Raw genomic sequence first — 25,216 nt, forward strand, 5'->3', positions numbered from 1 at the left:
CCTCCGGGCCCGTGCGGTGCCTGGTTCAGGCGCTCAAAGGAGCCTGTCCAGGAGCTTGTTGGCCGTGTGCTCGACCTTCACCTGGCCGCCCCGCTTGTCCAGGCCTCCCCGGATCTGCATGACGCAGCCCGGGCAGTCCATGGCCACCGAGGAGGCGCCGGTCCGCTCGATGTTGTCCAGCTTCCGCTCCAGCATGGGGGCGGAGATCTCGGGCATCTTGAGGGAATAGCTCCCCCCCATCCCGCAGCAGATGTCCTGCTCGAACATCCCCTCCAGCTGGAAGCCGGCCTGGCCGAGCAGGTCCCGGGGCGGCTGGTTGGCCCGGAGGGTCCGCTTGAGGTGGCAGGAGTCGTGGTACGTCACCTTCTCCAGCTGCTCGCCCTCCTTGAAGGTGAGCCGGCCCGCGTCCACGAGCTGCTTCACGAGGGTGGAGAAATCGATCACCTTGGCGGCGAGGCGGTGGGCGCCCTCCAGGTCCGCCTCCAGGCCCAGGCTGGTGAAGGTGGAGGCGAAGTCCTCCTTGAGGGCCACGGTGCAGGTGGGGCAGGCGGAGACCACCCAGGTGGGATCGGCTTCCAGCAGGGCCTGGATGTTGTCCCGGGCGTTGCCGGCGGCGGTCTCGTAGGCGCCGCTGTAGCGCGCGGGGGCGCCGCAGCAGGTCTGGCCCTCGGGGAAGAGGACCTGGATCCCCGCCTTGTTCAGGACCTTGACCACCGCCTCTCCCATCTCGGGGTAGGCGAAGTCGATGAGGCAGCCCGCGTAGAAGGCGGCCTTCTCGGCGGATTCGGGCTGGGCGATCCGCCGGATCGTGTCGCGGAGGGGCTTCTCGGCGATGGCCGGGAGGCTCCGGAATTTCGTCATCTCCCCCAGGAAGAAGGGCAGGTGGCGGATGAAGCCCCCCTTGGCGAAGGGCTTCTGGGCCAGGGAGGCGGCCCGGAGCATGCTGTGGAAGACGCGCCGGTTGTTGACCACCTTGAAGATGGCCTTGGCGGCCACGCCCTGCCCCTGCTCCTTCACCAGGCGGCGGCGGATCTCGAGGATCAGGTCGGAGATGGGGACCTTGCCCGGGCACACGTCGTTGCAGGCGCCGCACTGGATGCAGAGCCCCTGGATCTCGTCGGACTTCTTCAGCTCGTCGAACCAGGCGGTGAGGATGGTGCCGATGCCGCCGGTGTAGACCTTCCCGAAGACGTGGCCGCCCACGAGGCGGTAGACGGGGCAGACGTTGAGGCAGGAGGCGCAGCGGATGCACTGCAGCGCCTCCTTGAACTTGGGATCGGCGGCCATCTCGGAGCGCTTGTTGTCCATGAGGACGATGTGCAGCTCCTTCTCCTGGCCGTCGGGGGCCGGGGTCCGGCCGGTGATGATGGAGACGTAGCTGGTGAGGAGCTGGGCCGTGGCGTTGCGGGGCAGCGCCGTCAGGATGGGCTCCACGTCCCGGAAGTTCTCCACGAGCTTCTCGATGCCGACGAGGGCCACGTGGATGCGGGGCAGGGTCGAGACGAGGCGGGCGTTGCCCTCGTTGGTGACGATGACCAGGCTGCCCGTCTCGGCCACGGCGATGTTGGCCCCGGAGATGCCCATGTCGGCCTCCAGGAACCGGCCCCGCAGCTTCTCGCGGGCGAACTTGACGAGGCGCGGGATGTCCGGGGTCTGCCCGGGCTCGACCTCCTCGTTGAAGATCTCCGCGACCTCCTCCTTGGTCAGGTGGATGGCGGGCATGACCATGTGGCTGGGCGTCTGGTGGGCGAGCTGGATGATCCATTCCCCGAGGTCCGTCTCGAAGACCTGGATCCCCTCCGCCTCCAGGTGGCGGTTGAGATGGATCTCCTCGGACGCCATGGACTTGGACTTCACGATGGACCGAACGCCCCGCTCCTTGGCCAGGGCCAGGATGTAGGCCTTGACCTCGGCGGGGGAGGAGAGGCGGACCACCGTGGCCCCCTGGGCCTCCGCGGCGGCCTGGAAGCGGGCCGCCAGCTCATCGAGCTTGCCTGCCGCCTGGGCCTTCACCGTCTTCACCCGTTCCCGGATCGCCTCGAAGTCCAGGCCCGCGTAGGCCTTCTCGCGGCTGATCCGGTAGGCCTCCGAGAACCGCCCCAGCGCGCCGCGCAGGTTGGGGTTGGCCAGGGCCTCGTGGATGGAGTCCTTGAAGTCGACGGTCATGCGCGGCCTCCTTCCAGGTAGACGATGACGAGGCGCCCGGGGCCGTGGACGCCGATGGTGAGCACGCGCTCGATGTCCGCGGTGCGGCTGGGGCCCGTCACGAAGGCCAGGTACGAGGCCTTCTCGGGCTTCACCCGGTCCAGGAGGGCCCCCAGCCCGGGCAGCAGGTTCGCGCCGCGCACGATGGCGACGTGGACGGGGGGGAGGGTCGAGACGAGGCGCTGCTCGGGGGCGCTGGCGTCCTGCACCAGGGTCCCCGTGTCGGCCAGGGCCCAGTCGAACTCGCTGACGCCCACGGCCGCCGCGGCGGCGGAGGCCTGCGTCACCTCGAAGGTGGAGGCGGGGAGCGGGGGGCGCCCGTTGGCCTCGAGGAAGGGCCCGGGGGCCCAGACCGCGGGCCCTCCGGCCTCGCCGAGGAAGCCCAGGATGAAGTCCATGGCCTCGGCGTCGCCGCCGAAGCTGCGCACCTCGGCGCTGACGGCCTCCGCGCGCGCCTTGAAGGTCTCGAAAGCGGCTTCAGGCATGGTTCCCTCCGCGGGTGACCGCCTCCATGAGGTAGACGAAGCTCCGGTAGATCCTGCCGGTGGAGCGGGTCATCCCCACCTCGCAGGTGCGGCTGCTGGAATAGTGCTCGGCCGGGGCGGCGGCCTTCACCTCCGCGGCCTCGCGCCGGGTCGCCGAGGCGGTCAGCTCCGGGTGCATGAAGCCGCGGTCGCCCGCGAAGCCGCAGCAGCCCGCGTCCCGGGGGATCAGCACCTGCTCCGCGCAGGCCTTGGCGACGGCCTCGAGCTTGCCCACCAGGTTCATCTTGGTGACCGAGCACACCGGGTGCAGGGCCACGGACGGCACCTTGCCGGTGATCTTCAGCCGCGGCAGGAGCACGTCGTGGGCGAAGGCCACCCCGTCCAGGATCCGGAGCTTGTCGAACCGGGCCTGGTTCTCGGAGGTGAGGTAGGGCCGGCACGTGGTCAGGCCGTAGGTGCAGGGCGAGGTGTCCACCACCACGGCCAGCCGGCCTTCCTGGCTCCAGGTCCAGAACTTCTCGATGGCCTGATTGACGCTGAAGCGGTGGGCCTGGTCGAAGCCCTTGGAGGAGAAGGGCACGCCGCAGCAGGTCCCGGCCACGTCGGTGGGGATGTGGAGCTGGACACCCGCCCGGCGGGAGACCTCCAGCACCGCCTCCACCAGGCTCAGCTCCGTGGCTTCGCCGGGCAGATGGCCCATCATGCGGGAGATGCAGGCCGGGAAGTAGATGGCGTCGGCGCCCTCGGGGCGGGTGACCGGCAGGGGGGCCTTGGCCGGGCGGGGCATCTCGGGGCTCCACTGGTGGGACCAGCCCGCCAGCTTCAGGGTGCGGGTGATGAAGGGCATGGCCTTCTGCCCGAAGAGGCTCTGCACCACGTGGCCGCTCCACAGGCCCACCCGGACCAGGGGCTCCAGGGTGGCGAAGTTCCGCGCCGCGGCGAGGGCGAGCTTCTGGGCCCGGGGGGAGTGGCTGGCCCGGCGGAACCGCTTGGTGAGCTGGCCCGTGTCGATGCTGACGGGGCAGGCGGTGGCGCAGAGGCCGTCCACGGCGCAGGTCTTGAGGGCCATGTAGGGGAAGGCCTCGTCCAGGGCCGCGAGGCGCTCCGGGTTCTCGCCGGTGGTCTGGAGGCGGGCCATCTCGCGGCGCACGACGATGCGCTGGCGGGGCGAGAGCGTGAGCTCGCGGCTGGGGCACTTGGGCTCGCAGTACCCGCACTCGATGCACTTGTCGACCTCCTCCTCCACGCCGGGCATGGGCTTGAGGTCGGCGATGTGGCCCCTGGGGTCGGAGTTGATGATCACGCCGGGGTTCAGGAGGCCCCTGGGGTCGGAGAGGGCCTTGAGCCGCGCCATGACCGCGCGGGCCTCCGGGCCCCACTCGGCCTCCACGAAGGGCGCCATGTTGCGGCCCGTGCCGTGCTCGGCCTTCAGGGCCCCGTCGTACTTGTGGACCACCAGGTCCACCACGTCGTCGATGAACCGGGCGTACCGGTCCACCTCGGCCTGGTCGTTGAAGGACTGCGTGATGACGAAGTGGAGGTTCCCGTCCTTGGCGTGGCCGAAGAGGATGGCCTCCCGGTAGCCGTGCTTCTCGAAGAGGGCGATGAGGTCCACCGCGGCGTCGGCCAGCTTCTCGATGGGGAAGGCCACGTCCTCGATGAGGACCGTGGTGCCGCGCTTGCGCACCGCGCCGACGGAGGGGAACGTGCCGGAGCGGATCTTCCAGAAGGCCGCCTGCTCCGCGGCGTCGTGGGTGAAGCGGGCCGGCTCGAGCAGGGTGAGGCCTGCGCAGGCCGCGAGGGCCGCGGCCTCCAGTTCGGCCCGGGCCGCTTCCTGGGCGCCCTGGAACTCGACCAGGAGGGCCGCGGCGCCGTCGGGAAGGCCCTTGAAGGAAGGCGGCGTCCCGGGCTGGTTCTCCACGGAGCGCAGGCTGGCCCGGTCCAGGAGCTCCAGCGCGGCCGCCCCGGCCTCCCGCAGCGGCACGATGGCGGCGCAGGCGGCGTGGATGGTCGGGAAGACGAGGAATCCCGTGACCTTCACGGGCAGGTCCGGCACCGTGCGCAGGACCGCCTCGGCGATGAAGGCCAGGGTGCCCTCGGAGCCGATCAGCAGGTTGCGGAAGATGTCGACGGGCCGGCTGAAGTCGAGGAAGGCGTTGAGGCCGTAACCCGTGGTGTTCTTCTGCAGGTACTTGGCCCGGATGCGGGTGGCCAGGGGCGCGTTCGCCTCCAGGTCCCGCTTCATGTCCAGGAGCCCCTGCCAGAGGGCGGGCTCCGCGGCGCGGAAGGCCTCGTCCGCGTCGGGGCGGGCGGTGTCGATGACCGTGCCCGAGGGCAGGACGAAGGTGAGGGACTCCAGCGTATGGTAGGCGTTCTGGGCGACGCCGCAGCACATGCCCGAGGAGTTGTTGGACAGGATCCCGCCCACGGTGCAGGTGTTGATGCTCGCCGGGTCCGGCCCCATCTTGGCGCGGTGCAGGCGCAGGGCGTGGTTCACGTGGGCGCCGATCACCCCGGGCTGGACCCGCACGCGGGCGCCGCCGTCCAGCACCTGGATGTCGCGCCAGTGGCGGGCCACCTCCACGAGGATCCCGTCCGTCACCGCCTGGCCCGAGAGGCTCGTCCCCGCCGCCCGGAACGTGAGGGGCAGGCCCAGGTCGTGGCTGGTCCGGAAGAGCCCCTTGACCTCGTCGACGCTCCCGGCGAAGACGACGGCCTTGGGGATGAGCCGGTAGAAGCTGGCGTCCGACGCGAAGGCGATCAGCTCGATGGGGCGGTCCAGGACGCGGTCCTGGCCCACGATGGCAGCAAGGGTGTCCCTGAGGGGGAGGGTGCTCATGGCTTCGTTATCCTCGGGCGCTCCGGCCCGGCAAGGACCCCGCCCGCCCCGGAGGGGCCGGCGGGATCACGGTCAAGCAAACGGGATGGCCGGGCGCGGCCCGGCCATCCCGCCAAGGCAAAGGGGGAACCGGAGGCCCCTGGGGGCTGCCGGGAATTCCACCTTCCAGGACATCGTTCCGTTCCGCCTACTTGGCGGGGGTGAGGACGGGCGCCGGGACCGCGGCGGCCGGGGCCGCGACGGGGGCCGGGGCGGCGGCGGGCAGCTGGGGCATCCAGTGGGCCGGCAGGACCTTGGCGTAGAAGAAGACGACGATGCCCACGAGCGCGGCCAGCACGATGGAGTGCAGGAACACGTAGCGGAGGATGGTGCCTTCCTCGCCTTCCTGGCCCGTGGCCACGGAGGCCACCACGAGGCTCTGGGCGTCGATCATCTTGCCCATGACGCCGCCGGTGGTGTTGGCCGCGGCGGTGATGATCGGGTTCAGGCCCAGCTGCTGGGCCGTGATCTTCTGCAGGCCGCCGAAGAGCACGTTGGAGGAGGTGTCGGACCCGGTGAGGGCGACGCCCAACCAGCCCAGCATCGCGCTGAAGAAGGGGAACAGGGCGCCGGTGGCCGCGAAGGCCAGGCCCATGGTGGCGTCCAGACCGGCGGACTTGGTGGTGAAGCCCAGGGCCAGCATGGCGGCGATGGTGAGGAGGGAGATCTTCACGCGCTTGATGGTCTTGCCGAAGATCTTGAGAAGTTCAAGCGGGCCGAAGCCGAGGAAGAGGCCGCCCACGATGCCCGCCAGCAGCAGGCTGGTGCCCGTGGCGGAAAGCCAGTTGAAGGTGAAGACGGCGGGCTCGGCCGAAGGCTTGGCGACGACGGGGGGCGCCTTCACGATGGCCTTGTGGAGCTTGGGGATCTCGAAGTCCTTCTTGGAGATGCCCATCAGGAAGTTGGGCTTGTCCTTGGTGCCGCCGTTGAGGAAGGTCTTGACCTGCGGGGTGCCCCAGGCGAAGACGAAGATGCTCAGGAAGACCCAGGGCATCCAGGCCTTGGCGATGCGGCCGGCGGAGTGATCGGGAGCCTTTTCGGCCTCGGTGTGCTTCTCGTGGTCGTAGCGCCAGATGTTCTTGGGCTGCCAGAACTTGAGCAGGACGATGGTGGCGACCATGGAGATGATGGCGCCCGCGATGTCCACCAGCCAGGGGCCGTGGTAGTTGGAGACCAGGAACTGGCAGATGGCGAAGGAGCCGCCGGCGGTGAGGCAGGCCGGCCAGACCTCGAGCATGGCCTTGCGCCCGGCCATGGTCCAGATGATCCAGAAGGGCACCATGAGGCTGAACAGGGGCAGGATGCGGCCGGCGGCGGCGCTCAGCATCTCCAGGGGGAGGCCGGTGACGCCCGCCAGGGCGATCAGGGGGGAACCCAGGGCGCCGTAGGCCACCGGGGCGGTGTTGCCGATGAGGGCCAGGCCGGCGGCCTCCAGGGGCTTGAAGCCCAGGCCGATCAGCATGGCGGCCGAGATGGCCACGGGGGTGCCGAAGCCGGCCGCGCCCTCGATGAAGGCGCCGAAGCTGTAGGCGATCAGGAGGGCCTGGATGCGCCGGTCCGCCGCGAGGCCCGCGATGGAGTGCTTGACCACTTCGAAATCCCCGGACTTCACGGAGATGTCATAGATGAAAATGGCGTTCAGCACGATCCAGCCGATGGGCAGGAGGCCGTAGAGGGCGCCGTTGACCGCCGCCATGCCCGCGAGCTGGGCCGGCATCCGGTAGACCAGGATGGACACCAGGAGGGCGGTGACCAGGCCCAGGAGGGCCGAGATGTGGGCCTTGACGTGCCAGAAGGCCAGGAGGCCCAAGAGCACGAACACGGGCAGGGCGGCCACGAGGGCCGACAGGAAGAGGTTCCCCGCGACGGGCGAGTACACCTGGGTCCAGATCATGGAGCCTCCAAGAAGGGTGAAACGGGTGGGTGATGGAATTAAAGATCTACGGGATCGGAAAAGGCTACCCCAGGTCTAGTGGTCTAACCACCAGATCTTTGAAAAAATTTGATAAATTTTTTAAACATTCAAAACAAATGACTTAAAATTCATGAATGGGTCCTGGCTGTTCAACCCCCTGCTAGCATGAGCCCGAGGAAGCATTCGTGGGCATTCATCTCACCCCTGTAAAATCCAAGCGCCTGTTCGAGGAGATCGCCGAGCAGATCCAGCAGCTCATCTCCGGCGGGGAGCTGAAGCCGGGCGACAAGCTCCTGTCCGAACGGGAGCTGGCGGACCGGCTCCAGGTGAGCCGCGTCTCCGTGCGAGAGGCCATCCGGTCCTTGGAAATGCTGGGATTCATCGAGATCCGCCACGGCGAAGGCACGTTCATCCGGGATACCGCCGCCAACGAGGTGATCCGGCCCCTGGCGGTCTTCCTGGCCATGGAGCGCAACTCCCTCCTGGACATGTTCGAGGTGCGGCGCATCTTCGAAACGGCCACCTCCGCCCTGGCCGCGGAACGGGCCACGGACGACGAGATCGACCAGATCGGCATGCTCCTGGAGAAGATGAAGGACCGCATCCGCCAGGGCGATTCCGAGGGCGGCGAGACCTACGACGCGGCCTACCATTACGCCGTCGCCGAGGCCACCCACAACAGCCTCCTCATCAAGCTCCTGCGCACGGTCCACGAGGAATGGAGCAAGGCCGTCTCCGCCGGCTCCCAGCAGCTGCTGGGCGACAGCGAGATGAACGCCCAGAAGATCATCAACCAGCACACCCAGGTCTACGAGGCGATCAAGGCCCACGATCCGGACACCGCCAGCCGGGCCATGCTGGAGCACGTCACCTTCGCCGAGCGCGAGATCCGGAAGCGCCTGGGCTAGTCCAGCCTCCGCAAAGCAGCCTGGATCATCCGAGGGGGGCGGCCGCTGCACGTCCATCGGGGGCATAGGTCCCCATGGCGTCGGGAAGGCAGCGCCTTCCCGGCTGTCGCCCCCCGGCAAGTGCCGCTCCCATGGGGTCCGGATCATCCAGGAGACTTGGCGGACCCGGCACGGGTCAGCGCCGGCCCAGGGGGCCCTGGGCGCGCAGTTCGTCCAGGATGGCGGGGAGCGTCTCGAGGACGCGCGCGATCTCGGCGTCGGTGGTGTACCGGCTGAGGGAGAACCGGACGGAGCCCATCGCCTCCGCGGGCGGCACGCCCATGGCGCGCAGGACGTGGCTGGGCTCGCGCTGGCCCGTGGTGCACGCGCTGCCCGTGGAGACGCAGATCCCGGCCTGGTCGAGGCGCAGCAGCACCGCTTCGCCCTCCACGTCCCGGAAGCTGACCATGGAGGTGTTGGGAACCCTGGGGGCGCCGGCGCCGTTCACGCGGGTGCCGGGGATGCCGCCCAGGACGGCGGCCTCCAGGCGGTCCCGGCGGGCCGCGACCTCGGCCATGGCGGGGAGGTGGGCCAGGGCGAGTTCGGCGGCCTTCCCCAGGCCCACGATGCCGGGCACGTTGAGGGTGCCGCCCCGGCGGCCCCGCTCCTGGCCCCCGCCCGTCATGAAGGGACGGAGGCGCAGGCCCCGGCGGATGAAGAGCCCGCCCACGCCCTTCGGGCCGTGGAACTTGTGGGCGCTGAAGCTGGCCAGGTCCGCACCCAGGCGCCCGGCGTCGAAGGGGACCTTGCCCAGGGCCTGGGTCGCGTCCACATGCAGGAGGACCCCCCTGCCCTTCACGAGGCGCGCGGCCTCCTCCAGGGGGAAGATGACGCCGGTCTCGTTGTTGGCGGCCATCAGGGAGACCAGGGCCGTGTCCGGGCGGAGCGCTGCCTCCAGCCCGGCCAGGTCCAGGCGGCCTTCGCCGTCCACGCCCAGCACGGTCACCTCGGCGCCCCGGCGGCGGAGGTCGTCGGCCACGGCCAGGACGGCGCTGTGCTCCACGGCCGTGGTGACGAAGTGGCGCTTCGCCGGGAAGGCCTCGAAGACCCCCCGGAAGGCGTGGTTGATGCCTTCGGTGCCCCCCCCGTTGAAGACCAGCTCCGCCGGGGCGCAACCCAGGAGGGCCGAGGCGCGCTCCCGGGCCACGACCACGGCGCCCTCGGCGAGGCGGCCCAGGGCGTGGGCGCTGCCGGCGTTGCCGAACTGGTCCCCGAGCCAGGGGAGCATCTCCGCCAGCGCCTCGGGGGCGAGGCGCGTGGTGGCGTTGTTGTCCAGGTAGATGGGGTCCGTCATGCCGGACATGCTACCGCAGCTTCACCAGCAGGCAGCCCTCGTTGCCGGCCACCACGTCGAAGGCGGACCGGTCCTCGGCGGACAGGTGGCGCCAGGCCCACTTGATGTCCACCAGGGCCCACACCGGGCGGGAGGGATCCTCCCGGCGGAGGCGGAGGGCGGTGGGGAGCAGGTCCTTGGGTTCCTCCTGGAACCAGCGGTCCCGCTCCGCCGGGCTCAGGTGGTCCCGGCCGTACTCCAGTTCCCCGGTGCCCGCCACCACGACCACCCGTTCGCCTGTGACGAAGGGGAGGGCCTGATGGTAGCCGCCGCAGCTGATCCACTGGACGCCCTTGGGCGCCAGCTTCGCCAGGGCCCCCACGTCCTTGGAGCGCCCGGCGACCTTCTCGGCCGTGAACGTCAGCAGGAGCAGCAGGGCCCCCAGGGCCGCCATGAAGCGCGGACCCGTGAGGCCCCGGGGCCGCAGGGCCCAGAGGCCGAGGCCGATGTAGGCCGCGCCGAGGGCGAGGACCCACGGGAGGGGCTCCCGGCTCTTGAGGACGAAGGGCACGCCCACCGCGAAGAGGACGCCCAGGAACAGCAGTTCCCGGCCCGAGCGGGCCAGGGAGGCCCAGGCTTCCTCGTCCTTCTCGAAGGCGCAGGCCAGGGCGAGCAGGGGCGGCACGGACGGCAGGATGTAGGGGGGCAGCTTGGAGCCGGAGAGGCTGTAGAAGACCAGCGGCACCGCCACGCCCAGGAGGGCCGCCGCCACCGTCCACCGGTGGAGGGGGGCGCGCTCGGACACGGGGCCCCGGGCCCGCAGGAAGCCGAAGGCCCGGCGGATCCCCGTCACGCTGGCGCTGAGCCAGGGCAGGACGCCCACCGCGAGGAAGGCGGTGAAGTAGAACTTGTCCAGGAACGGGTTCTTGGAGCCCTGCCGGTTGTGCACATGGGACGTGTACCGGGCGAAGTGCTCATGGACGAAGAAGAACCACGCGTGGCCGGGGTTGGCCCGGTCCACGAGGATGAACCAGGGGGCGGCCACCGCCGCGAAGACCAGCCAGCCCAGGGGATCGAACAGGGTGCGGAGCACCGCCTTCCGCAGCTGCGGGGAGGACCAGGCGAAGGGGAGGGTGGCCAGGAGCCCGACCCCCACCAGCACCGGCGCCGCCAGCCCCTTGGTGAGCATGGCCAGGGCCAGGGCCCCGAAGGCGAGCAGGGTCCAGGTCCAGGCCCGGCGCCCCTCGTAGCGGGCCGCCACCGCCTCGATGCCGGCCACGAGGGCCAGCACCTGGAAGGCGGAGAAGAGGGCGTCCAGGGTGAGGATCTGCCCGCACACGTAGGCCAGCAGGGCCGTCCCCGCCATGAAGGCCGCCCAGAAGCCCTGGCGGGCCCCAAGCCGGGTGGCCAGCTTCCAGGCGCACCCCAGCGTGATGAGGGTGGCCAGGGCCAAGGGCAGACGGGCGGCAAAGGGATGCAGCCCGAAGAGTTTGAGGGAGATGGCCGACAGCCAGTACTGGAAGGGGGGCTTCTCGAAGTAGAGGACGTGGTTGAGGCGCGGCGTCAGCCAGTCGGCTGCCGCCAGCATTTCCCGGGGGATCTCGGCGTACCGCCCTTCGTCGGGCTCCCACAGGCCCCGCATGAAGAGGGGGACCAGGCCCAGGAAGAGCCAGGTCCAGAGCAGGACGGCGCGGTCGCGCTTCGTCAAGCTTCGGTCTCCACCACCTTCTCCATGGCCTTGTGCTCTTCCACGAAGAAGTCGAGGGCCTTCCGGAGGGCCTCGCGGATGCCGATCTTGGGCTCGTAGCCGAAGGTCTCCTGCATGCGGCGGATGCTGGGCGTGCGCACCAGGACGTCCTGGTAGCCCTTGCCGTAGAAGGCGCCGCTGGTCTCCTGGACGATGGGGGAGAGGGGGATGCCCCGCTCCAGGCGGAAGGGATGGTCCTTCCAGATCTCGAGCATCATCTCGGCGATGGCCTGGACGCTGTGGTCCTCCTTGGGGTTGCCGATGTTGAAGATGCGGCCGTCGGCCTTGCCCCCCTCGTTGCGCAGGATGGCCATCAGGCCGTCCATGGCGTCCTCGACGTCGCAGAAGCAGCGGCGCTGGGTGCCGCCGTCAACCAGCTTGAGGGGCTCGCCGTTGAAGAGGTTCCAGGCGAACTGGGTCACCAGGCGGCTGGAGCCCTCCTTGGCGGTGTTGAGGCTGTCGAGCTTGGGGCCCATCCAGTTGAAGGGGCGGAAGAGGGTGAACTGGAGGTTGTCCCGGAAGCCGTAGCCCCAGATGACCCGGTCCATGAGCTGCTTGGAGGTGCTGTAGATCCAGCGGTTCATGGGGATGGGCCCGGTGACCAGGGAGGAGGTCTCCTCGTCGAACTCCGCGTCGGGGCACATGCCGTAGACCTCGGAGGTGCTGGGGAACACGACCCGCTTCTTGTACTTCACGCACTGGCGGACGATGCGGAGGTTCTCCTCGAAGTCCAGCTCGAACACGCGCAGGGGATCGGTGACGTAGACCTTGGGGGTGGCGATGGCCACCAGGGGCAGGACCACGTCGCAGTTCTTCACGTGGTACTCGATCCACTCCTTGCTGATGCTGATGTCGCCCTCGCGGAAGTGGAAGCGGGGGTTCCCCAGGAACTCGGTGACCTTGTGGTTCCCGAGGTCCATGCCATAGACTTCCCAGTTGGTGTCGCGAAGAATGCGGCCCACCAGGTGGGAGCCGATGAAGCCGTTGACGCCGAGGATGAGGATTTTCACGGATACTCCAGTTCAAGGTAACGTTCCATCCTATCAGAACGGCCTGGAGGCGGCCATGCACGGGGAGGAACGGGCATGAACCTGCTTCTGCTGGAGGATAAGGACTTCGTCTCCCCGACCCGGGTCCGCCTGGAGGGCCGGCGCCTGCGCCATGTGCAGGAGGTCCACCGGGCGGCCGTCGGGGACGACCTGGTGGTGGGCCGCCTCGGGGGGAACCTGGGCCGGGGCCGGGTCCTCGCCCTGGACGACGCCCTGGAGCTGGAGGTGACCCTGGACCAGGCGCCGCCCCCCAAGCTCCCCCTCACCCTCGTCCTCGCCCTGCCCCGCCCCAAGGTCCTCAACCGGGTCCTGGCCGCCGCCGCCAGCCTCGGCGTCGCCCGGATCCACCTGGTGAACGCCTGGAAGGTCGAGAAGAGCTACTGGAAGAGCCCCCGGATGGCGGAGGAGAACCTCCTCCTGCAGCGGGTCCTCGGCCTGGAGCAGGCCCGGGACACCGTGCTGCCCTCCCTCGAGCTGCACCGCCTCCTGCGCCCCTTCGCCGAGGAGGTCCTGCCGTCCCTCGCGGCGGGGACCACGGCCCTGGTCGCCCACCCCGGCGTTCCGGTCCCCTGCCCCCGGGACCTCACGGGGCCGGTGACCCTGGCCATCGGCCCCGAGGGCGGCTTCCTGCCCCAGGAGGTGGAGCTGCTGGGCCGGGCCGGGCTGACGCCGGTCAACCTGGGCTCCCGGATCCTCCGGGTGGAGACGGCCGTGGCCGCCCTGGTGGGCCGCCTTTTCTGAGGGCCGGGCGCATTCCGCGGGGAAGGCCGCTAAGATCTTCTCAAACCTCCATACCTTCCCAGGAGTCGCCATGGCGAACGGCAGCGGTCCGCGCATCATCCAGGTCGAGGAGCGGCTCCCCGCCCTAGAGACGATCCCCCTCAGCCTCCAGCACCTGTTCGCCATGTTCGGGGCCACCGTCCTGGTGCCCTTCCTCTTCAAGGTCGATCCCTCCGTCTCCCTCCTCCTGAACGGCATCGGGACCCTGGTCTACCTCATCGTCTCCCGGGGCCGCATCCCGGCCTACCTGGGCTCCAGCTTCGCCTTCATCGCCCCCGTATTCGCGGTCATGGCGGCCTTCCCCGGCCCCATGGGCTACCGCGCGGCCCAGGGCGGGTTCATCTGCTTCGGCCTCTTCTTCATCCTGGTCTCCCTGCTGGTGAGGCAGATCGGCACCCGCTGGCTGGATGTGGTCTTCCCGCCGGCGGCCATGGGCGCGGTGGTCGCCGTCATCGGCCTGGAACTGGCCCCCGTGGCGGCCCAGATGGCCGGCCTAGTCACCACCGGACCGGTGGGCCCCCACCACGCCCAGGAGCTGATCGTCTCCGTCTCCACACTCGGCGTCGTGATCCTCGTCTCCCTCTTCGCGCGCGGGTTCCTCTCCATCATCCCGGTCCTCGTGGGCGTGGTGTTCGGGTACGGGCTGAGCGCCTTCCTCGGCCTGGTGGACCTCAAGCCCATCCATGACGCCGCCTGGTTCGCCCTGCCCTCCTTCTCCGCCCCGGTCTTCAACGCCCAGGCCGTCATGATGATCTTCCCGGCCTTCCTCGTGGTGCTCGCCGAGCACATCGGGCACCTGGTGGTCACCGGCAACATCGTGGGCCGCGACCTCATGAAGGACCCCGGCCTCCACCGGTCCCTGCTGGGCGACGGCCTCTCCAACATCCTCTCCGGCCTCGCGGGCGCCACGCCCAACACCACGTACGGCGAGAACATCGGCGTCATGGCCATCACCCGCGTGTTCAGCGTCTGGGTCATCGGCGGCGCGGCCACCATCGCGATCGTCATCTCCTTCGTCGGCAAGATCGGCGCGGCCATCCGCTCCATCCCCGTGCCCGTCATGGGCGGCGTCTGCCTCCTCCTCTTCGGCGTCATCGCCGCGGCCGGCATCCGCATGATCATGGAGAAGAAGGTGGACTACACCCGGCCCTCCAACCTGATCCTCAGCGCCGTCACCTTCGTCATCGGCGTCAGCGGCGCCAAGGTCACCCTGGGCCACGTCGAACTCAAGGGCATGGCCCTGGCGACCGTCGTGGCCATCCTGCTCGGCATCGTCGTCTGGGCCGGGGAGAAGGTGGCGCCCCAGGCCTGACCCCTCAGGGCGTTCCCCGCGGGGGGATCCCCATCCGGAGCGCGAGCCGGTACCGCCGGTACAGGTCCCGGAAGGCGGGGTCCACCCGCTTGGCCAGCAGCGTCTGCGCGACGTAGAAATTCGCGTTATCGAAGGACGGATCCTCCACAAGATCGGTGGCCACATTGCCGGCGTAGCGCTGCTTGCCGAGCATGGCCATGTAGGCGGCCGCTTCGGACGCGCCGTTTTCGTCATCGTAGATGAAGACCGCCCCGCCCTTGCCCAGCCCTCGTTCGGCCCCATCGCCCCCTTCGGCCCGGTTGAGGGAGAAGTTGCAGCCGTCCGCCTTCAGGCTTCCGTGGCGGAGGAAGATGGCGCCGCCCATGCCACCGCCCCCTCCGCCGCGGCCACCTTGGATCCCGTCCCCGAGTCCGCCGTCGCCGCCGAAGGTACCGCCCTCGCCCGCCGCCGCGCCCGGGAAGGCGAAGGCCATGGCGAAGTGGGCGGAGACGCCGCCACTCCCACCGCCTCCGCTGCCGAAGGAGCCATCGCCACCCCCGCCCAGGGGCCCCACACTGAAGCCGCCGCCCCCTCCGAAGTCGCCTCCCGAGCCCCCTTCCAGATTGGCGGCCCACTGGGCCAGCGGCGTGGACAGCAGGCCGCCGCGGGCCGCGCCCCCTCCGGCCCCGTCGCCATCCCCATCCCCGCCATCCCCGTCGCTCGTGTCCAGCCCGTCCAGCGTCCCGAAGCCGCCGGTTCCTCCCAGGAGCCCCCCCGGGGCCCCGGTGCCGCCCTGGGATGCGCTGTCGCCGCCAAATCCGCCGCCACCGCCATTCTCTCCGTCGGTACCGGGGCTGCTCGCGCCTCCAAGCGCACGGTTTTTCACGAACAGCATGTCCCTCAAGGCGACAGCCCCTCCGTTGATGAACATCGCTCCGCCCATTCCGCCCGCGGCTCCACCCCCGCCGAGGCCATCACCTCCCTTGGCCAGTCCTCCGGTCACGGTGAAGTTCGTCAGTGCGAGAGAGGCGCCCTTGGGCACGAAGAAGGGGCGGCACGCATCCGCTCCGTCCACGACCACGGAGGTCCAGGAAGGCGCGAGGAGCACGGCCCGCCCCACCGGGGCGATCAGGGTGGATGCCAGCTGGATGTGGTCCTGGCCCGTGGGCAGGTCCAGAAGGATGCCATGCAGTTGGTCGCCCCTCACTTGGCTAAGACGCTCGCGGAGACTGCCCGGTCCATGGTCAGCCGGGGTCGTCACCACGAGCACGACATCCACCGGCTCCACATAATAGGGTTCCGTCGTGGTGTCCTGGCCGTCCACCTTCACGTGAACGGCGTACCCGCCGGCCATTTCCCGGGTGAGGGAGGCCAAGGTCAGGGTCCGCTGGTTGGCCCCGGGAATCGGGCTTCCGTTGAAGATCCATTGGTACGAACCCGCAGGCGGATTGGCCAGATCATCCCCCTTCCGCACCACGGCCTCCAGTTCCAGGGTGCTCCCGAGGGGCGGCAAGGGGAGGGAAGGGCCCAGGACCCGGACATGCACGGCCCCCGAATTCCGGGAACCCCCGCATGCCAGGAGCACCAGAAGCAGCCAAGGGGCGAGGGCCCGGAACAGGTCAGTCATGAGGATCCTCTCTGCGCGTCAGATATATAATTAAATCATGTTTGAAGACAGGCAACCCCCCTTTTGATCCCGTTTTCAGGGCTTTTGCAATTCACATTTAATAATATTTCATTGACATGCCCAGGGAGGCCCCTAAGTTTCTGAACAAGAAAGCACCCCGGCGCTCCGTCCGGTCCATCCCCAACCCCCCTTCGAGGCTCCCTCGTGAAAAACCCCCTTCATCTCCCTCTCTGTCTCCTCCTGCTGGCTGGCGCCTCCTCCCTCACGCCTCTGGCCGCGGACGTCCCCTCCATCGACGACCAGATGGGCCAGCTCCATGCCGTGATCAGCAAGGCGGTGCTCAATGGCATGACTGGAAACAATTTCCTCTTCGAATTCGCCCTGCCTGGCCTGCCCGTGGGCGGGGACGGCTGGGATCCCACCTCCGACGACTCCCAGCGGGCCGCCTTCGACCTTGCGGACGCCATCTACAAGGCCAAGCCCGTGATGGTCAAGAACGGCAATTTCACGTTCTCGTCCATCTACGACGCGATCGTCAACAATGCCCAGTCGGTGACGCCCAACCAGCTTTCGCCGAAGGACCAGAAGAGGCTGAGCGATCTCCAGGCCGAATGGGGCGATGGCAGCGAGAAGTACGCTATCTATCACAAGTATCGCGATGCCTATTACGAGGCCGAGGACACCCACAGCAGAGAGCGGATCCAGGGGGCCCTCCAGGACTGGATTGGCAGTGGCAACAAGTTCGCCTACGAGGGGGCCGTCCACCAGATCCAGCAGCTCCAGACCAAGACCGGCGATGCCTGGTGGTCGAGCCTCTCCGGCAAGTTCAACACGGCCGTTGCCATGAATCCCAATGGTTATCCCAAAGTGACCTTCTTCCCGGGCATTGGCAGCTGGACCGCCGACGACGGCTGGATGACTGTGACCTACAACAAGAGCAAGACGGTCAAGAACTCCAAGCTGGCAGACCAGGCCATCGCGGCTGGTCTCAAGGGCCGGGTCGGCTGGTTCAAGATCAATGCCGAGGTGGCGAAGCACGACATGTCCCTGAGCAAGCACCTCATGGACTCGAACAGTTCCATCACCTTCAAGCTCAAGCGGGTGGACATCGAGCGGGACTGGGCCAACGACCTGCTCTTCCTCAACCCCAACTGGAAGCTCCCCAGCAATGTGTTCAATGGCATGCTGGCCGTGGGATCCCTGAACGACCCCAGAATTGACCAGATGCCCCTCCAGACCTATGCGGTCAGCCTCATCCTCGCCAAGGACATCCATATCGGAGCCCAGGTCACCGACGAGGACATCAAGAACGTCGAGCACAGCCTCAAGGCCAGCGTGAGCGTGGGCATCGGGCCCTTCCGGATCCACGGCAGCTACAGCAAGGACAACAAGACCATGGATCTGTCCAAGATCTTCAACAAGTCCGGCATCGACCTGGATGGCGTCCAGGTCATCGGCGCGATCTGCGTCGTTCCGCCCAAGGACCTCCCCGCGGCCCTTGACCCCGCGAAGCCGAATGTCACCCGGAAACTCGCCGGCCGGACCCGGTGAGTATGCGGAGGTCACTCGGGGTCGCCCTGATGCTGCCGGCGACCATCATCCTTCAGGCGGGACCCGACGAGGACCTGGCGGCGCGGATCCATGCCAAGCTCACCCAGATCCTCGTCAATCCCGGCCTGACGGCCGCCGGTGAACACCTGGTCATCGTGCGTCCCGGATTCGGGATCGACCCGGAGGTCTCCGACCCGGACAATGCCCAGGATGTCCTGGAGGCCTACTCCATGCTCGTCGACGAGGTTCCCGGTCCCTACCTGGACTATGTCGAGACGGGAAGAAACCTGAGCACCGTCTACGGGAGCCTCCTGGACCGGATGGATGTGACGATCCTCAAGAACGAGCGGGACCGGAACGCCGCCAGGAAAGCCAGGGAACGTCTGTATCCGCGCAATCGGCCTGGGACGCGATCCCCGCAGTTCAACCAGTATCTGACCTACCAAGCCGCGTATTTCGACAAGCGGGATGCGGCCCAATTCGCGGATGCGGCCGCGACCCAGGGCGGCGGGACACCCGCGGAAACAGCCAACCTCAAGGCTGCGGCGGCCAAAGCCGACGCGGAGGCTGCGGCCGCCCTGAACGCCTGGAAGAACCAGGGGAACAAGGATGCCATCGAGGCGATCCTGGCGACCCTGGAGAAATTCCACGAAGAGGATCTGCAGGCCGTCGTCGAAGAGATGTGCTCGGACTTTGCGACCTCTGCGGTCTCCAAATCGGAAGGCGACGGCAATTACTACCCTGTGGTCTTCAGCCCCGACCCCACCCAATGGCTGGATAGCGCCGGCTGGCAGACGTGGTCGCTGAACAGCAAGGAGGCCTGGAATCCGGATCCAGCCCTTTCGTTGAAACCGGGGAGCGGGAACCCGGGAGGCCAAGTACAGATCAACTTGAAGCTCCAGACCAAGCGGGTGTCCATCACCCGAGCCTGGTTCAATCCCGGTCTGTTCAAGAGCCGCGCCTGGCGCCTGCCTCCCGACATGGGCATCGACCTGGTGTCCTCCGGGAGGCTGGAGGATGCGAAACCGGGCATCATGCCGATGGTCATCACAGGCCTGCTCCTCGCGAAGAACCTGGAGATCTCGGCCGCGGAAAGCAGCCAGCGCCTCGACCCTGGCGCTTTCAAGACCCTGCAGCGGCGTTCCATCAAGGACAAAACGGTGAGCGTCGCCACGAAGGAAGCCAGCGGCATGAAGATCACCGCCATGGCTCCGCAGATCCTCGCCTTCTTCTGCCAGGAGATCCCGCGGAGTCCGAATCCAGACCCCACGCTGTTCACCAAGAGCACAAGGTAGCCCATGCAGATCCGCGCAGCCATCCCCGTGCTGGCCACCCTGGCCCTGATGGGCCAGGGGGCCGCCCCGGGCAGGTCCACCTTCTCAGGCCGGTTGAAGGGCCTTCACCCTGCCCCCGCCCCGGCGGTTCACCCGGAAGGGCCGACCCATCCCCCTCCTGGAGCCCTGACCCAAACCAGCGCCTCCCAGGTCGGACGAGCCCCAGGGGCGGCCTCTGGAGACCCGTCGGCGGAAAGCCAGGATGGGACCTCGGCTGCCGGGGAGGACAAGCGATACAGCCTCCGGATCTCGTACCAGGACGCCAAGGAGGTGCTCTGGCGATTCGGTCGGGAAGCCGGCGTCCAGATGTCCTTCCTCCCCTGGACCCCCAGCCAGCTGATCTCCCTGGATTTCAAGAACCAGGCCTTCGAGAAGGCCCTCCGCCAGATCCTCCTGGCCTGCGACCTGGACTACCGCGTCATCGACGGGGTGTACCAGATCGGGCTGTCCGTGGACCTCAACCTGCGCTTCCCCCAGGAGGGGGAGACGACCCTGGACGCCGCCTACCGGTGCCGGCGGGTGTCCGCCTCCAGCATGGCGGACGCCATCTCCAAGGTCCTGCCCGACGTGAAGGTCACCTTCGGCCCCACCTACCTGACGCCCGCCATGGACGGTTCAGGGGGCACGGGGGCCGGGGATGAGCAGCTGAAGGTCCTGGGGGCCACCGATGCCTCCATGAAGACCCACGATGTGGTGTTCTCCGGCCCGGCCGCCATGGTGCGCCGGGCCCTCACCCTGGCCCAGAAGTTCGACCGGCCCCGGGACCAGGTGCGCATCGCCGTGAAGATCCTCCGCATGGGCGAAGAGGATGCCCGCCAGCTGGGCATCAAGTGGATGGACAGCCTCGCCTATACCTCCAACGAAGTGGGCTCCGCCGCCGACAACAACCAGGTCCCCGGCATCAAGCTCGGCAAGTTCACCCACGCGCCCCTGGCCGTCAGCGCCACCCTCAGCGCCCTTGAATCGAAGGGCAAGGCCAAGGTGCTCTCCAATCCCACCATCACCCTGCTGGACGGCGAGCGGAGCTTCGTGCTCAGCGGCTCCCGCTTCCTCTACCCGAAATTCACGGGGAAGGATTCGACCGGGCAGGCCATGTATGACGTGGGGGAAGCCAAGCTCGGCGTCTACCTCCAGGTGGGCGTGCAGGTGGGCCTGGACCGGGACATGGTCCTCACCCTCTACCCCCAGGTGACCCAGAAGGGGGCCCTCCTGCCCGCCAATGGCGGCCTCTACCCGGAGATCCTCACGGAGGAGATCCAGACCACCGTCCGGGCTGTCAGCGGCGATGTGCTCGTCCTCGGAGGCCTCATCCAGGAATCCACCTCCAAGGACATCTCGGGCATGCCCTGGCTCAGCCGGATTCCCTTGCTCGGGCGCCTTTTCGGCACCCACAGCAGCTCCCGGAACCGGACGGAGCTCATGATCATCCTGACGCCCGAACTGGTCTGGGAGACCCGGCCCACGACGGAGATCAACCTGGAGGTCCACGATCCGGCCTGACGGCGGCGGCTATACTCCCCCCAGGAGGAATCATGATCCGCAGGCGCGCAGAGCTGGATTGGCAGGACCGGATGGGCATCCGCGGCGGCGACGGCCCGGCCCGGTGCGCCGACTACCTCAAGCTGGGGGAAATGGACGGGGTGGTGAGCGCCGGTTGCACGGCGCTCGCCCCCGGGTCCAGCATCGGGGAGCATCCCCACCCGAACACCGACGAACTCTACCTGATCCTGGAGGGCCACGGGACCGGCGTCCTCGACGGCCGCAGCTTCCCGGTGGGCCCCGGCGACCTCTTCGTGCTCAAGGCCGGCCAAAGCCACGGCCTCATCAATGACTCCGAGGCCCCCCTGGTGTTCTTCGGCCTCCTGACCCGCCAGGCCGGTTAATCCCGGCCTTTCCCCGCCCCGTGTCGCACCCGTCCGGCCGATCCACCCCCTTCAGCCTGCTCCTGCGTGCCGCCCCGGTGGTGATGACCGTGGTCCAGGGCCTGGCCCTCGCCGCCCAGGACCGGCTGGAACTGGTCAACCGCTCCGGCAGCCCGTGGAGCCTCTCCCTGGTGCTGGGCACCCGGGAGGGCTGCGGCACGCTCACCGTCCTGGACAAGCTCACGGGCGCCCGCTTGCGCACCCTGGAGAAGGTCCCCGACCGGGTCGACCTGGGCCCGGGCGGCCGCTACATCCTGGACTTCCAGCGGAGCGGCGGATTTTTTCGCAGGAATTTCATACTCCGCGATGGCTTCGGTTCGTACGTTGAATATGCGGCTTATTCCGAATACCCAACGGACAAGCGCCTTACGTTCGACCTGGTGGGCCATCAAGTCGGCCCGCTGGCCAGCATGGCGGATGACACGCTTCTGGAGCAGCGCCTCCGGGATGCCATCCCCTTTTCATCGGAAGCGATCACCATCCTCCCGCCCGACCTGCGCTGGCCCTCGCTGTTCGGTCTTTCGACGGTTCCAAAGGATTTACGGTAAATACTTGCACATTCAAGTAGCTGTTTTTTGCCGGGGTTGACCCGCGCATGGAGCGTCCCTAGCTTGGGGGGGTGAGTTCCATCCGATGCGGAGGCGCGCCCAGCCTGGGAAGCCTCTGCCCGTACGTTCCCAAGGAAACCGCCATGCGCCCAGCTCTGCTTGCCCTGACCCTCGGTCTGGTTCTGTCCCCGTCCGCCTTCGCCGGAACGCCCGAACCCGGCGCCCGTTCCGGCCACCCGATGGTGGGCGCCTACAGCCCCGCCTCCGCCGACCTCGACCTGGTGCAGGAGGCCCGGACCTTCGTCCAGGCCCACCTGCAGGGCCTGGACCTGGACGAGGTCTGCGAGGCCTACACCCAGGTGGTCGCGGGCCTGAACATCAAGTTCGTCTGTCCCGTCCGGGGGGAGGATGGCCTGTCCCGCTGGCAGTTCGTCGTCTACCGCAGCCTGGATGGCCGCCAGCACTTCACCTCCGCGATCCGAATTCCCTAGCGCATTCAAGCCTGGGAACGCCCCTCGGGCTGGATCACCGGCGGGAAGTCATCCACCCGGGTGGCCTCCCGGCGGGCCTCCTCGGCCTGCCTCAGGATCTCCCGCTCCGGGCCGGAGAGGGCCACGCGGCGCTCCAGGGGCTCCGCGGCGATCACCTTGCGGAGGGCGTCCTCCAGGCGGCCGATGGGCTCCCGGGGATCCATGGGCACGAAGGCTCCGGCGGTGAGCCGGTCGCGCACGGAGGAGGGCTCGAGGAGGAGGCCCGCCACTTGGTGCCCGAGTTCGTCGCTGGGGCCCTGGGCCCCCCGGGGCACGAGGAGCCGCAGGATCCAGGCCACGGGCCGGTTCGGGAAGTTGCGGACCAGGCCCTGGAAGGCCTCCTCGATGCGGAGGAAGCTGTCCTCGCAGACCCAGCGCAGGAGGGGCAGTTCCGCCGCGGGCCTTCCCCGGTCCTCGAACTGCTTGAGGCAGGCGGAGACCAGGTAGAGGTGGCCCAGGATGTCGGCCATGCGGCCCGAGAGCTTCTCCCGGCGCTTGAGGGCGCCGCCCAGGGCCAGCAGCGCGAGGTCGGCGGCGAGGGCGAAGGCGGCCGCATAGGCGGAGGCGCGCCGGTACAGGGGCCGCGCGGGCCCACCCGGCGTCCGCGCCAGCCGCCCCCGCAGGGCGGCGCGCCCCAGGTTGCCCAGCGTGAAGGCGACATGGGCGCCCAGGTGCCGCTCGAAGACCTCCAGCCGATCCAGGGACCTCAGCTCGTCCAGGACGTGGGGGTGGCACCGGATGACGCCCTGGCCGAAGATGATCAGGCTCCGGGTGAGGATGTTCGCGCCCTCCACCGTGATGCCGATGGGGAGCGTCTGGTGGGCGTGGCCCAGGGGGTTCCGGGGCCCCAGGCAGATGCCGGCCCCGGCGAGGATGTCCATGCCGTCGTTCACGGAGCGGCGCATGCGCTCGGTGCACTGGTACTTGACGATGGCGGAAATGACGCTGGGGCGGCCCCCCTGGTCCACGATCCCGCAGGTGAGGGTCCGGGCGGCATCCATGGCGTAGGCGTTGGCCGCGATCCGGGCCAGGGGTTCCTCGATGCCCTCGAAGCGGCCGATGGGCAGCTTGAACTGGCGCCGGATGCGCGCGTAGGCCCCGGCGACGAGGGCGACGGTCTTGACCGCGCCGGTGGCCATGGCCGGCAGGGACAGGGACCGCCCCGCGGCCAGGCATTCCATCAGCATGCGCCACCCCTTCCCGGCCTGGGCGGCCCCGCCGATGATCCAGTCCAGGGGAATGAACACGTCCTTCCCCCGGTTGGGCCCCACCTGGAAGGGGATGCCCATGGGGTCGTGGCGGGTGCCGATGGTGATGCCGGGGGTGGAGGTGGGGATCAGGGCCAGGGTGATGCCCTCGGAGCCCTCGGGCAGGAGCCGGTCCGGGTCCTCCAGCCGGAAGGCCAGACCCAGGAGGGTGGCGACGGGGCCCAGGGTGATGTAGCGCTTTTCCCAGGTGAGGCGGAGGCCGACGATGTCCCGGCCCCCGAAGCGGCCCCGGCACACGACGCCCCGGTCCGGGATGGACGCGGCGTCGCTGCCCGCCTCCGGGGAGGTGAGGGCGAAGCAGGGGATGTCCTCGCCCCGGGCGAGCCGGGGCAGGTGGCGCGCCTTCTGGGCCTCGGTCCCGTAGTGGATCAGCAGCTCGGCGGGCCCCAGGGAGTTGGGCACCATCACGGTGGTGACGGCCGCGCTGCTGCGGCTGGCCAGCTTGAGGATCACCTGGGAGTGCGCCAGGGCGGAGAACCCGAGGCCCCCGTACTCCCGGGGGATGATCATGCCGAAGAAGCCGTTCGCCTTGAGGAAGGCCCACACCGGGGGCGGCAGGTCCCGGAGCTCACGGACGATCCGCCAGTCGTCCAGCATGGCGCACAGCTCCTCCACGGGACCGTCCAGGAAGGCCTGCTCCCGGTCCGTGAGGGCCGGGGACGGGCTCGCGGCGAGGGCGGTCCAGTCCGGGTCGCCCCGGAAGAGCTCCCCGTCCCAGGCCACGGTGCCCGCTTCGAGGGCCTCCCGCTCCGTGGGGGAGAGGGCCGGGATGCGCTTCCGGAAGACCGCCAGGGCGGGCCCCGTGAGGAGGGCCCGGCGGAGGGGGGGCACGAAGCCCAGGACGGCCAGGGCGAGGAGCAGGACGGCGGCGGACAGGAGCATCGGGGACCTTCGGGACCGGCGGCGCCGGGTGACGCCAATCTAGTTGGATCCCGCCCCCGGGCAAGGGGACTCCAGGCAAAAATCGGCCCGCTAACCCATTATTAGTCAATAAAATGAATACCGAATGGTCCGGGCCCCACCCCGGCCGGTCAGTGCCCGAAGGCCTCCGCCAGGAAGGCCCGCATGTGGCCCCAGCTCCGGCGGGCGGCGGTTTCCTGGTAGGCCGCGCCCTTGGCCGGGTCGTCCCCGGCCTCCTTCTGGGTGAAGGCGTGGACGGCCCCCGCGTAGGCGATGAAGACGTAGTCCGCCTTCGCCTGGCGCATCTCGTCCTGGAAGGCGGCCACATCCCGGGCGGGCACGAAGGGATCGTCGGCGCCGTGGCAGACGAGGATCTTGGCGGCGATGGGGGCCGCGGCCCGATCCGGCGGATTGTCCAGGCCGCCGTGGAAGGAGACCACGGCCTTGACCGGCAGGCCGCCCCGGGCCGCCTCCAGGGCGCCCGTGCCGCCGAAGCAGAATCCGATGACCGCGATCCGGTCCGGATCCACGTGGGGCTGGGCCCGCAGGGCCGCCAGGGCGGCCCGGATGCGGGCCTGGTAGAGCGCCCGGTCCCCCTTGTAGCGACCCGCCAGGACCCCGGCCTCCTTCACATCCTTGGGGGCCATGCCGACGCCGTAGACATCCGCGGCGAGGGCGGCGTAGCCGAGGCCCGCGAGGCGATCGGCCACCGACCGCTCGTGGGCCGTGAGCCCCATCCACTGGGGGAGGACGATCACGCCGGGCACCTTGCCCTTGGCCGCGCGCGGGGCGGCGAAGTAGCCCGCCAAGCGGGTCGGCCCGTCGGCGTAGGGGAGATCGCCGGCCAAGACCGGCAAGGCGGCGAGGGCGAGCAGGAAACGGGCGGCGCGCATGGAGGCCTCCGGAAGGTGCAGCAAGCCTAAAGGGTCCCGGCCCCGGCGGGAAGGGAAAATGCGGCCGGCCCCG

19 protein-coding genes are annotated in these 25,216 nt (G+C 69.1%); 9 read left to right on the plus strand and 10 right to left on the minus strand.

The window, feature by feature from the left end; genetic code table 11:
* Positions 1 to 33 precede the first annotated feature (33 nt).
* From ldhH to R2J75_RS14560, 4 genes are all read right to left on the minus strand, one after another.
* Positions 34 to 2,166 carry an L-lactate dehydrogenase (quinone) large subunit LdhH gene (ldhH, locus tag R2J75_RS14545; protein ID WP_316410456.1) on the minus strand — a complete coding sequence of 711 codons (2,133 nt, stop codon included), beginning with the start codon at positions 2,164 to 2,166 and terminating at the stop codon, positions 34 to 36.
* Positions 2,163 to 2,690 carry a LutC/YkgG family protein gene (locus R2J75_RS14550; protein WP_243330005.1) on the minus strand — a complete coding sequence of 176 codons (528 nt, stop codon included), beginning with the start codon at positions 2,688 to 2,690 and terminating at the stop codon, positions 2,163 to 2,165. Before R2J75_RS14550 ends, ldhH begins: the two co-directional genes overlap by 4 nt.
* Positions 2,683 to 5,529 carry an FAD-binding and (Fe-S)-binding domain-containing protein gene (locus R2J75_RS14555; RefSeq protein ID WP_243346778.1) on the minus strand — a complete coding sequence of 949 codons (2,847 nt, stop codon included), beginning with the start codon at positions 5,527 to 5,529 and terminating at the stop codon, positions 2,683 to 2,685. The genes R2J75_RS14550 and R2J75_RS14555 overlap by 8 nt, the downstream gene beginning before the upstream one ends.
* A gap of 187 nt (positions 5,530 to 5,716) precedes the next feature.
* Entirely contained in the window at positions 5,717 to 7,462 is a 1,746-nt protein-coding gene (locus R2J75_RS14560) for an L-lactate permease (protein ID WP_243330002.1), read from the minus strand.
* Between the two features lie 206 nt (positions 7,463 to 7,668).
* On the opposite strand from R2J75_RS14560, the gene R2J75_RS14565 reads away from it, so the two are divergent.
* On the plus strand, positions 7,669 to 8,391 hold the full coding sequence (locus R2J75_RS14565) for a FadR/GntR family transcriptional regulator (RefSeq protein ID WP_243330000.1): 723 nt from the start codon (positions 7,669 to 7,671) through the stop codon (positions 8,389 to 8,391).
* 175 nt (positions 8,392 to 8,566) lie between these two features.
* Here R2J75_RS14565 and R2J75_RS14570 read toward each other — a convergent pair whose 3' ends face one another.
* Genes R2J75_RS14570 through R2J75_RS14580 form a run of 3 tightly spaced genes read right to left on the minus strand, consistent with a single transcriptional unit; the run spans position 8,567 to position 12,460 of the window.
* On the minus strand, positions 8,567 to 9,724 hold the full coding sequence (locus R2J75_RS14570) for a cysteine desulfurase family protein (protein WP_394365922.1): 1,158 nt from the start codon (positions 9,722 to 9,724) through the stop codon (positions 8,567 to 8,569).
* A gap of 10 nt (positions 9,725 to 9,734) precedes the next feature.
* Positions 9,735 to 11,411 (minus strand): glycosyltransferase family 39 protein, encoded by a 1,677-nt coding sequence (locus tag R2J75_RS14575; protein ID WP_243329995.1) that lies wholly within the window; start codon positions 11,409 to 11,411, stop codon positions 9,735 to 9,737.
* Positions 11,408 to 12,460 (minus strand): bifunctional UDP-4-keto-pentose/UDP-xylose synthase, encoded by a 1,053-nt coding sequence (locus R2J75_RS14580; RefSeq protein ID WP_243329993.1) that lies wholly within the window; start codon positions 12,458 to 12,460, stop codon positions 11,408 to 11,410. The genes R2J75_RS14575 and R2J75_RS14580 overlap by 4 nt, the downstream gene beginning before the upstream one ends.
* Before the next feature lie 75 nt (positions 12,461 to 12,535).
* Here R2J75_RS14580 and R2J75_RS14585 point away from each other — a divergent pair, with 75 nt between their 5' ends.
* The gene (locus R2J75_RS14585; RefSeq protein ID WP_316410458.1) at positions 12,536 to 13,240 is read left to right on the plus strand and encodes a 16S rRNA (uracil(1498)-N(3))-methyltransferase; all 705 of its coding nucleotides are present in this window, start codon (positions 12,536 to 12,538) and stop codon (positions 13,238 to 13,240) included.
* A 70-nt stretch (positions 13,241 to 13,310) separates the two neighbouring features.
* Positions 13,311 to 14,591, plus strand: a complete 1,281-nt coding sequence (uraA, locus tag R2J75_RS14590) for a uracil permease (RefSeq protein WP_243329989.1) — start codon at positions 13,311 to 13,313, stop codon at positions 14,589 to 14,591.
* Between the two features lie 4 nt (positions 14,592 to 14,595).
* Here the strand turns inward: uraA and R2J75_RS14595 are convergent, their stop codons facing one another.
* On the minus strand, positions 14,596 to 16,197 hold the full coding sequence (locus tag R2J75_RS14595) for an immunoglobulin domain-containing family protein (RefSeq protein ID WP_316410459.1): 1,602 nt from the start codon (positions 16,195 to 16,197) through the stop codon (positions 14,596 to 14,598).
* 204 nt (positions 16,198 to 16,401) lie between these two features.
* Here R2J75_RS14595 and R2J75_RS14600 point away from each other — a divergent pair, with 204 nt between their 5' ends.
* The 6 genes from R2J75_RS14600 to R2J75_RS14625 all read left to right on the plus strand — a co-directional run bounded on the left by R2J75_RS14600 (position 16,402) and on the right by R2J75_RS14625 (position 22,043).
* Positions 16,402 to 17,748: a hypothetical protein gene (locus R2J75_RS14600; protein WP_316410461.1), complete on the plus strand. Its 1,347-nt coding sequence runs from the start codon at positions 16,402 to 16,404 to the stop codon at positions 17,746 to 17,748.
* Between the two features lie 29 nt (positions 17,749 to 17,777).
* Positions 17,778 to 19,043 (plus strand): hypothetical protein, encoded by a 1,266-nt coding sequence (locus R2J75_RS14605; RefSeq protein ID WP_316410463.1) that lies wholly within the window; start codon positions 17,778 to 17,780, stop codon positions 19,041 to 19,043.
* A gap of 3 nt (positions 19,044 to 19,046) precedes the next feature.
* Complete coding sequence (locus R2J75_RS14610; RefSeq protein ID WP_316410464.1) at positions 19,047 to 20,582, plus strand: hypothetical protein; 1,536 nt, start codon at positions 19,047 to 19,049, stop codon at positions 20,580 to 20,582.
* 32 nt (positions 20,583 to 20,614) lie between these two features.
* Positions 20,615 to 20,965: a cupin domain-containing protein gene (locus R2J75_RS14615; protein ID WP_316410465.1), complete on the plus strand. Its 351-nt coding sequence runs from the start codon at positions 20,615 to 20,617 to the stop codon at positions 20,963 to 20,965.
* 83 nt (positions 20,966 to 21,048) lie between these two features.
* Positions 21,049 to 21,552 carry a hypothetical protein gene (locus R2J75_RS14620; RefSeq protein ID WP_316410466.1) on the plus strand — a complete coding sequence of 168 codons (504 nt, stop codon included), beginning with the start codon at positions 21,049 to 21,051 and terminating at the stop codon, positions 21,550 to 21,552.
* A gap of 143 nt (positions 21,553 to 21,695) precedes the next feature.
* The gene (locus R2J75_RS14625) at positions 21,696 to 22,043 is read left to right on the plus strand and encodes a hypothetical protein (RefSeq protein WP_243329978.1); all 348 of its coding nucleotides are present in this window, start codon (positions 21,696 to 21,698) and stop codon (positions 22,041 to 22,043) included.
* Positions 22,044 to 22,048: 5 nt separating this feature from the next.
* Here the strand turns inward: R2J75_RS14625 and R2J75_RS14630 are convergent, their stop codons facing one another.
* Together R2J75_RS14630 and R2J75_RS14635 are read right to left on the minus strand one after the other, a co-directional pair.
* A complete protein-coding gene (locus R2J75_RS14630) occupies positions 22,049 to 24,232 on the minus strand; it encodes an acyl-CoA dehydrogenase (protein WP_243329976.1) in 2,184 nt (727 codons plus the stop codon).
* A gap of 149 nt (positions 24,233 to 24,381) precedes the next feature.
* Entirely contained in the window at positions 24,382 to 25,143 is a 762-nt protein-coding gene (locus tag R2J75_RS14635; RefSeq protein WP_243329974.1) for a dienelactone hydrolase family protein, read from the minus strand.
* Positions 25,144 to 25,216: the final 73 nt, after the last annotated feature.

The organism is Mesoterricola sediminis, from assembly GCF_030295425.1.
Lineage (GTDB): Bacteria > Acidobacteriota > Holophagae > Holophagales > Holophagaceae > Mesoterricola > Mesoterricola sediminis.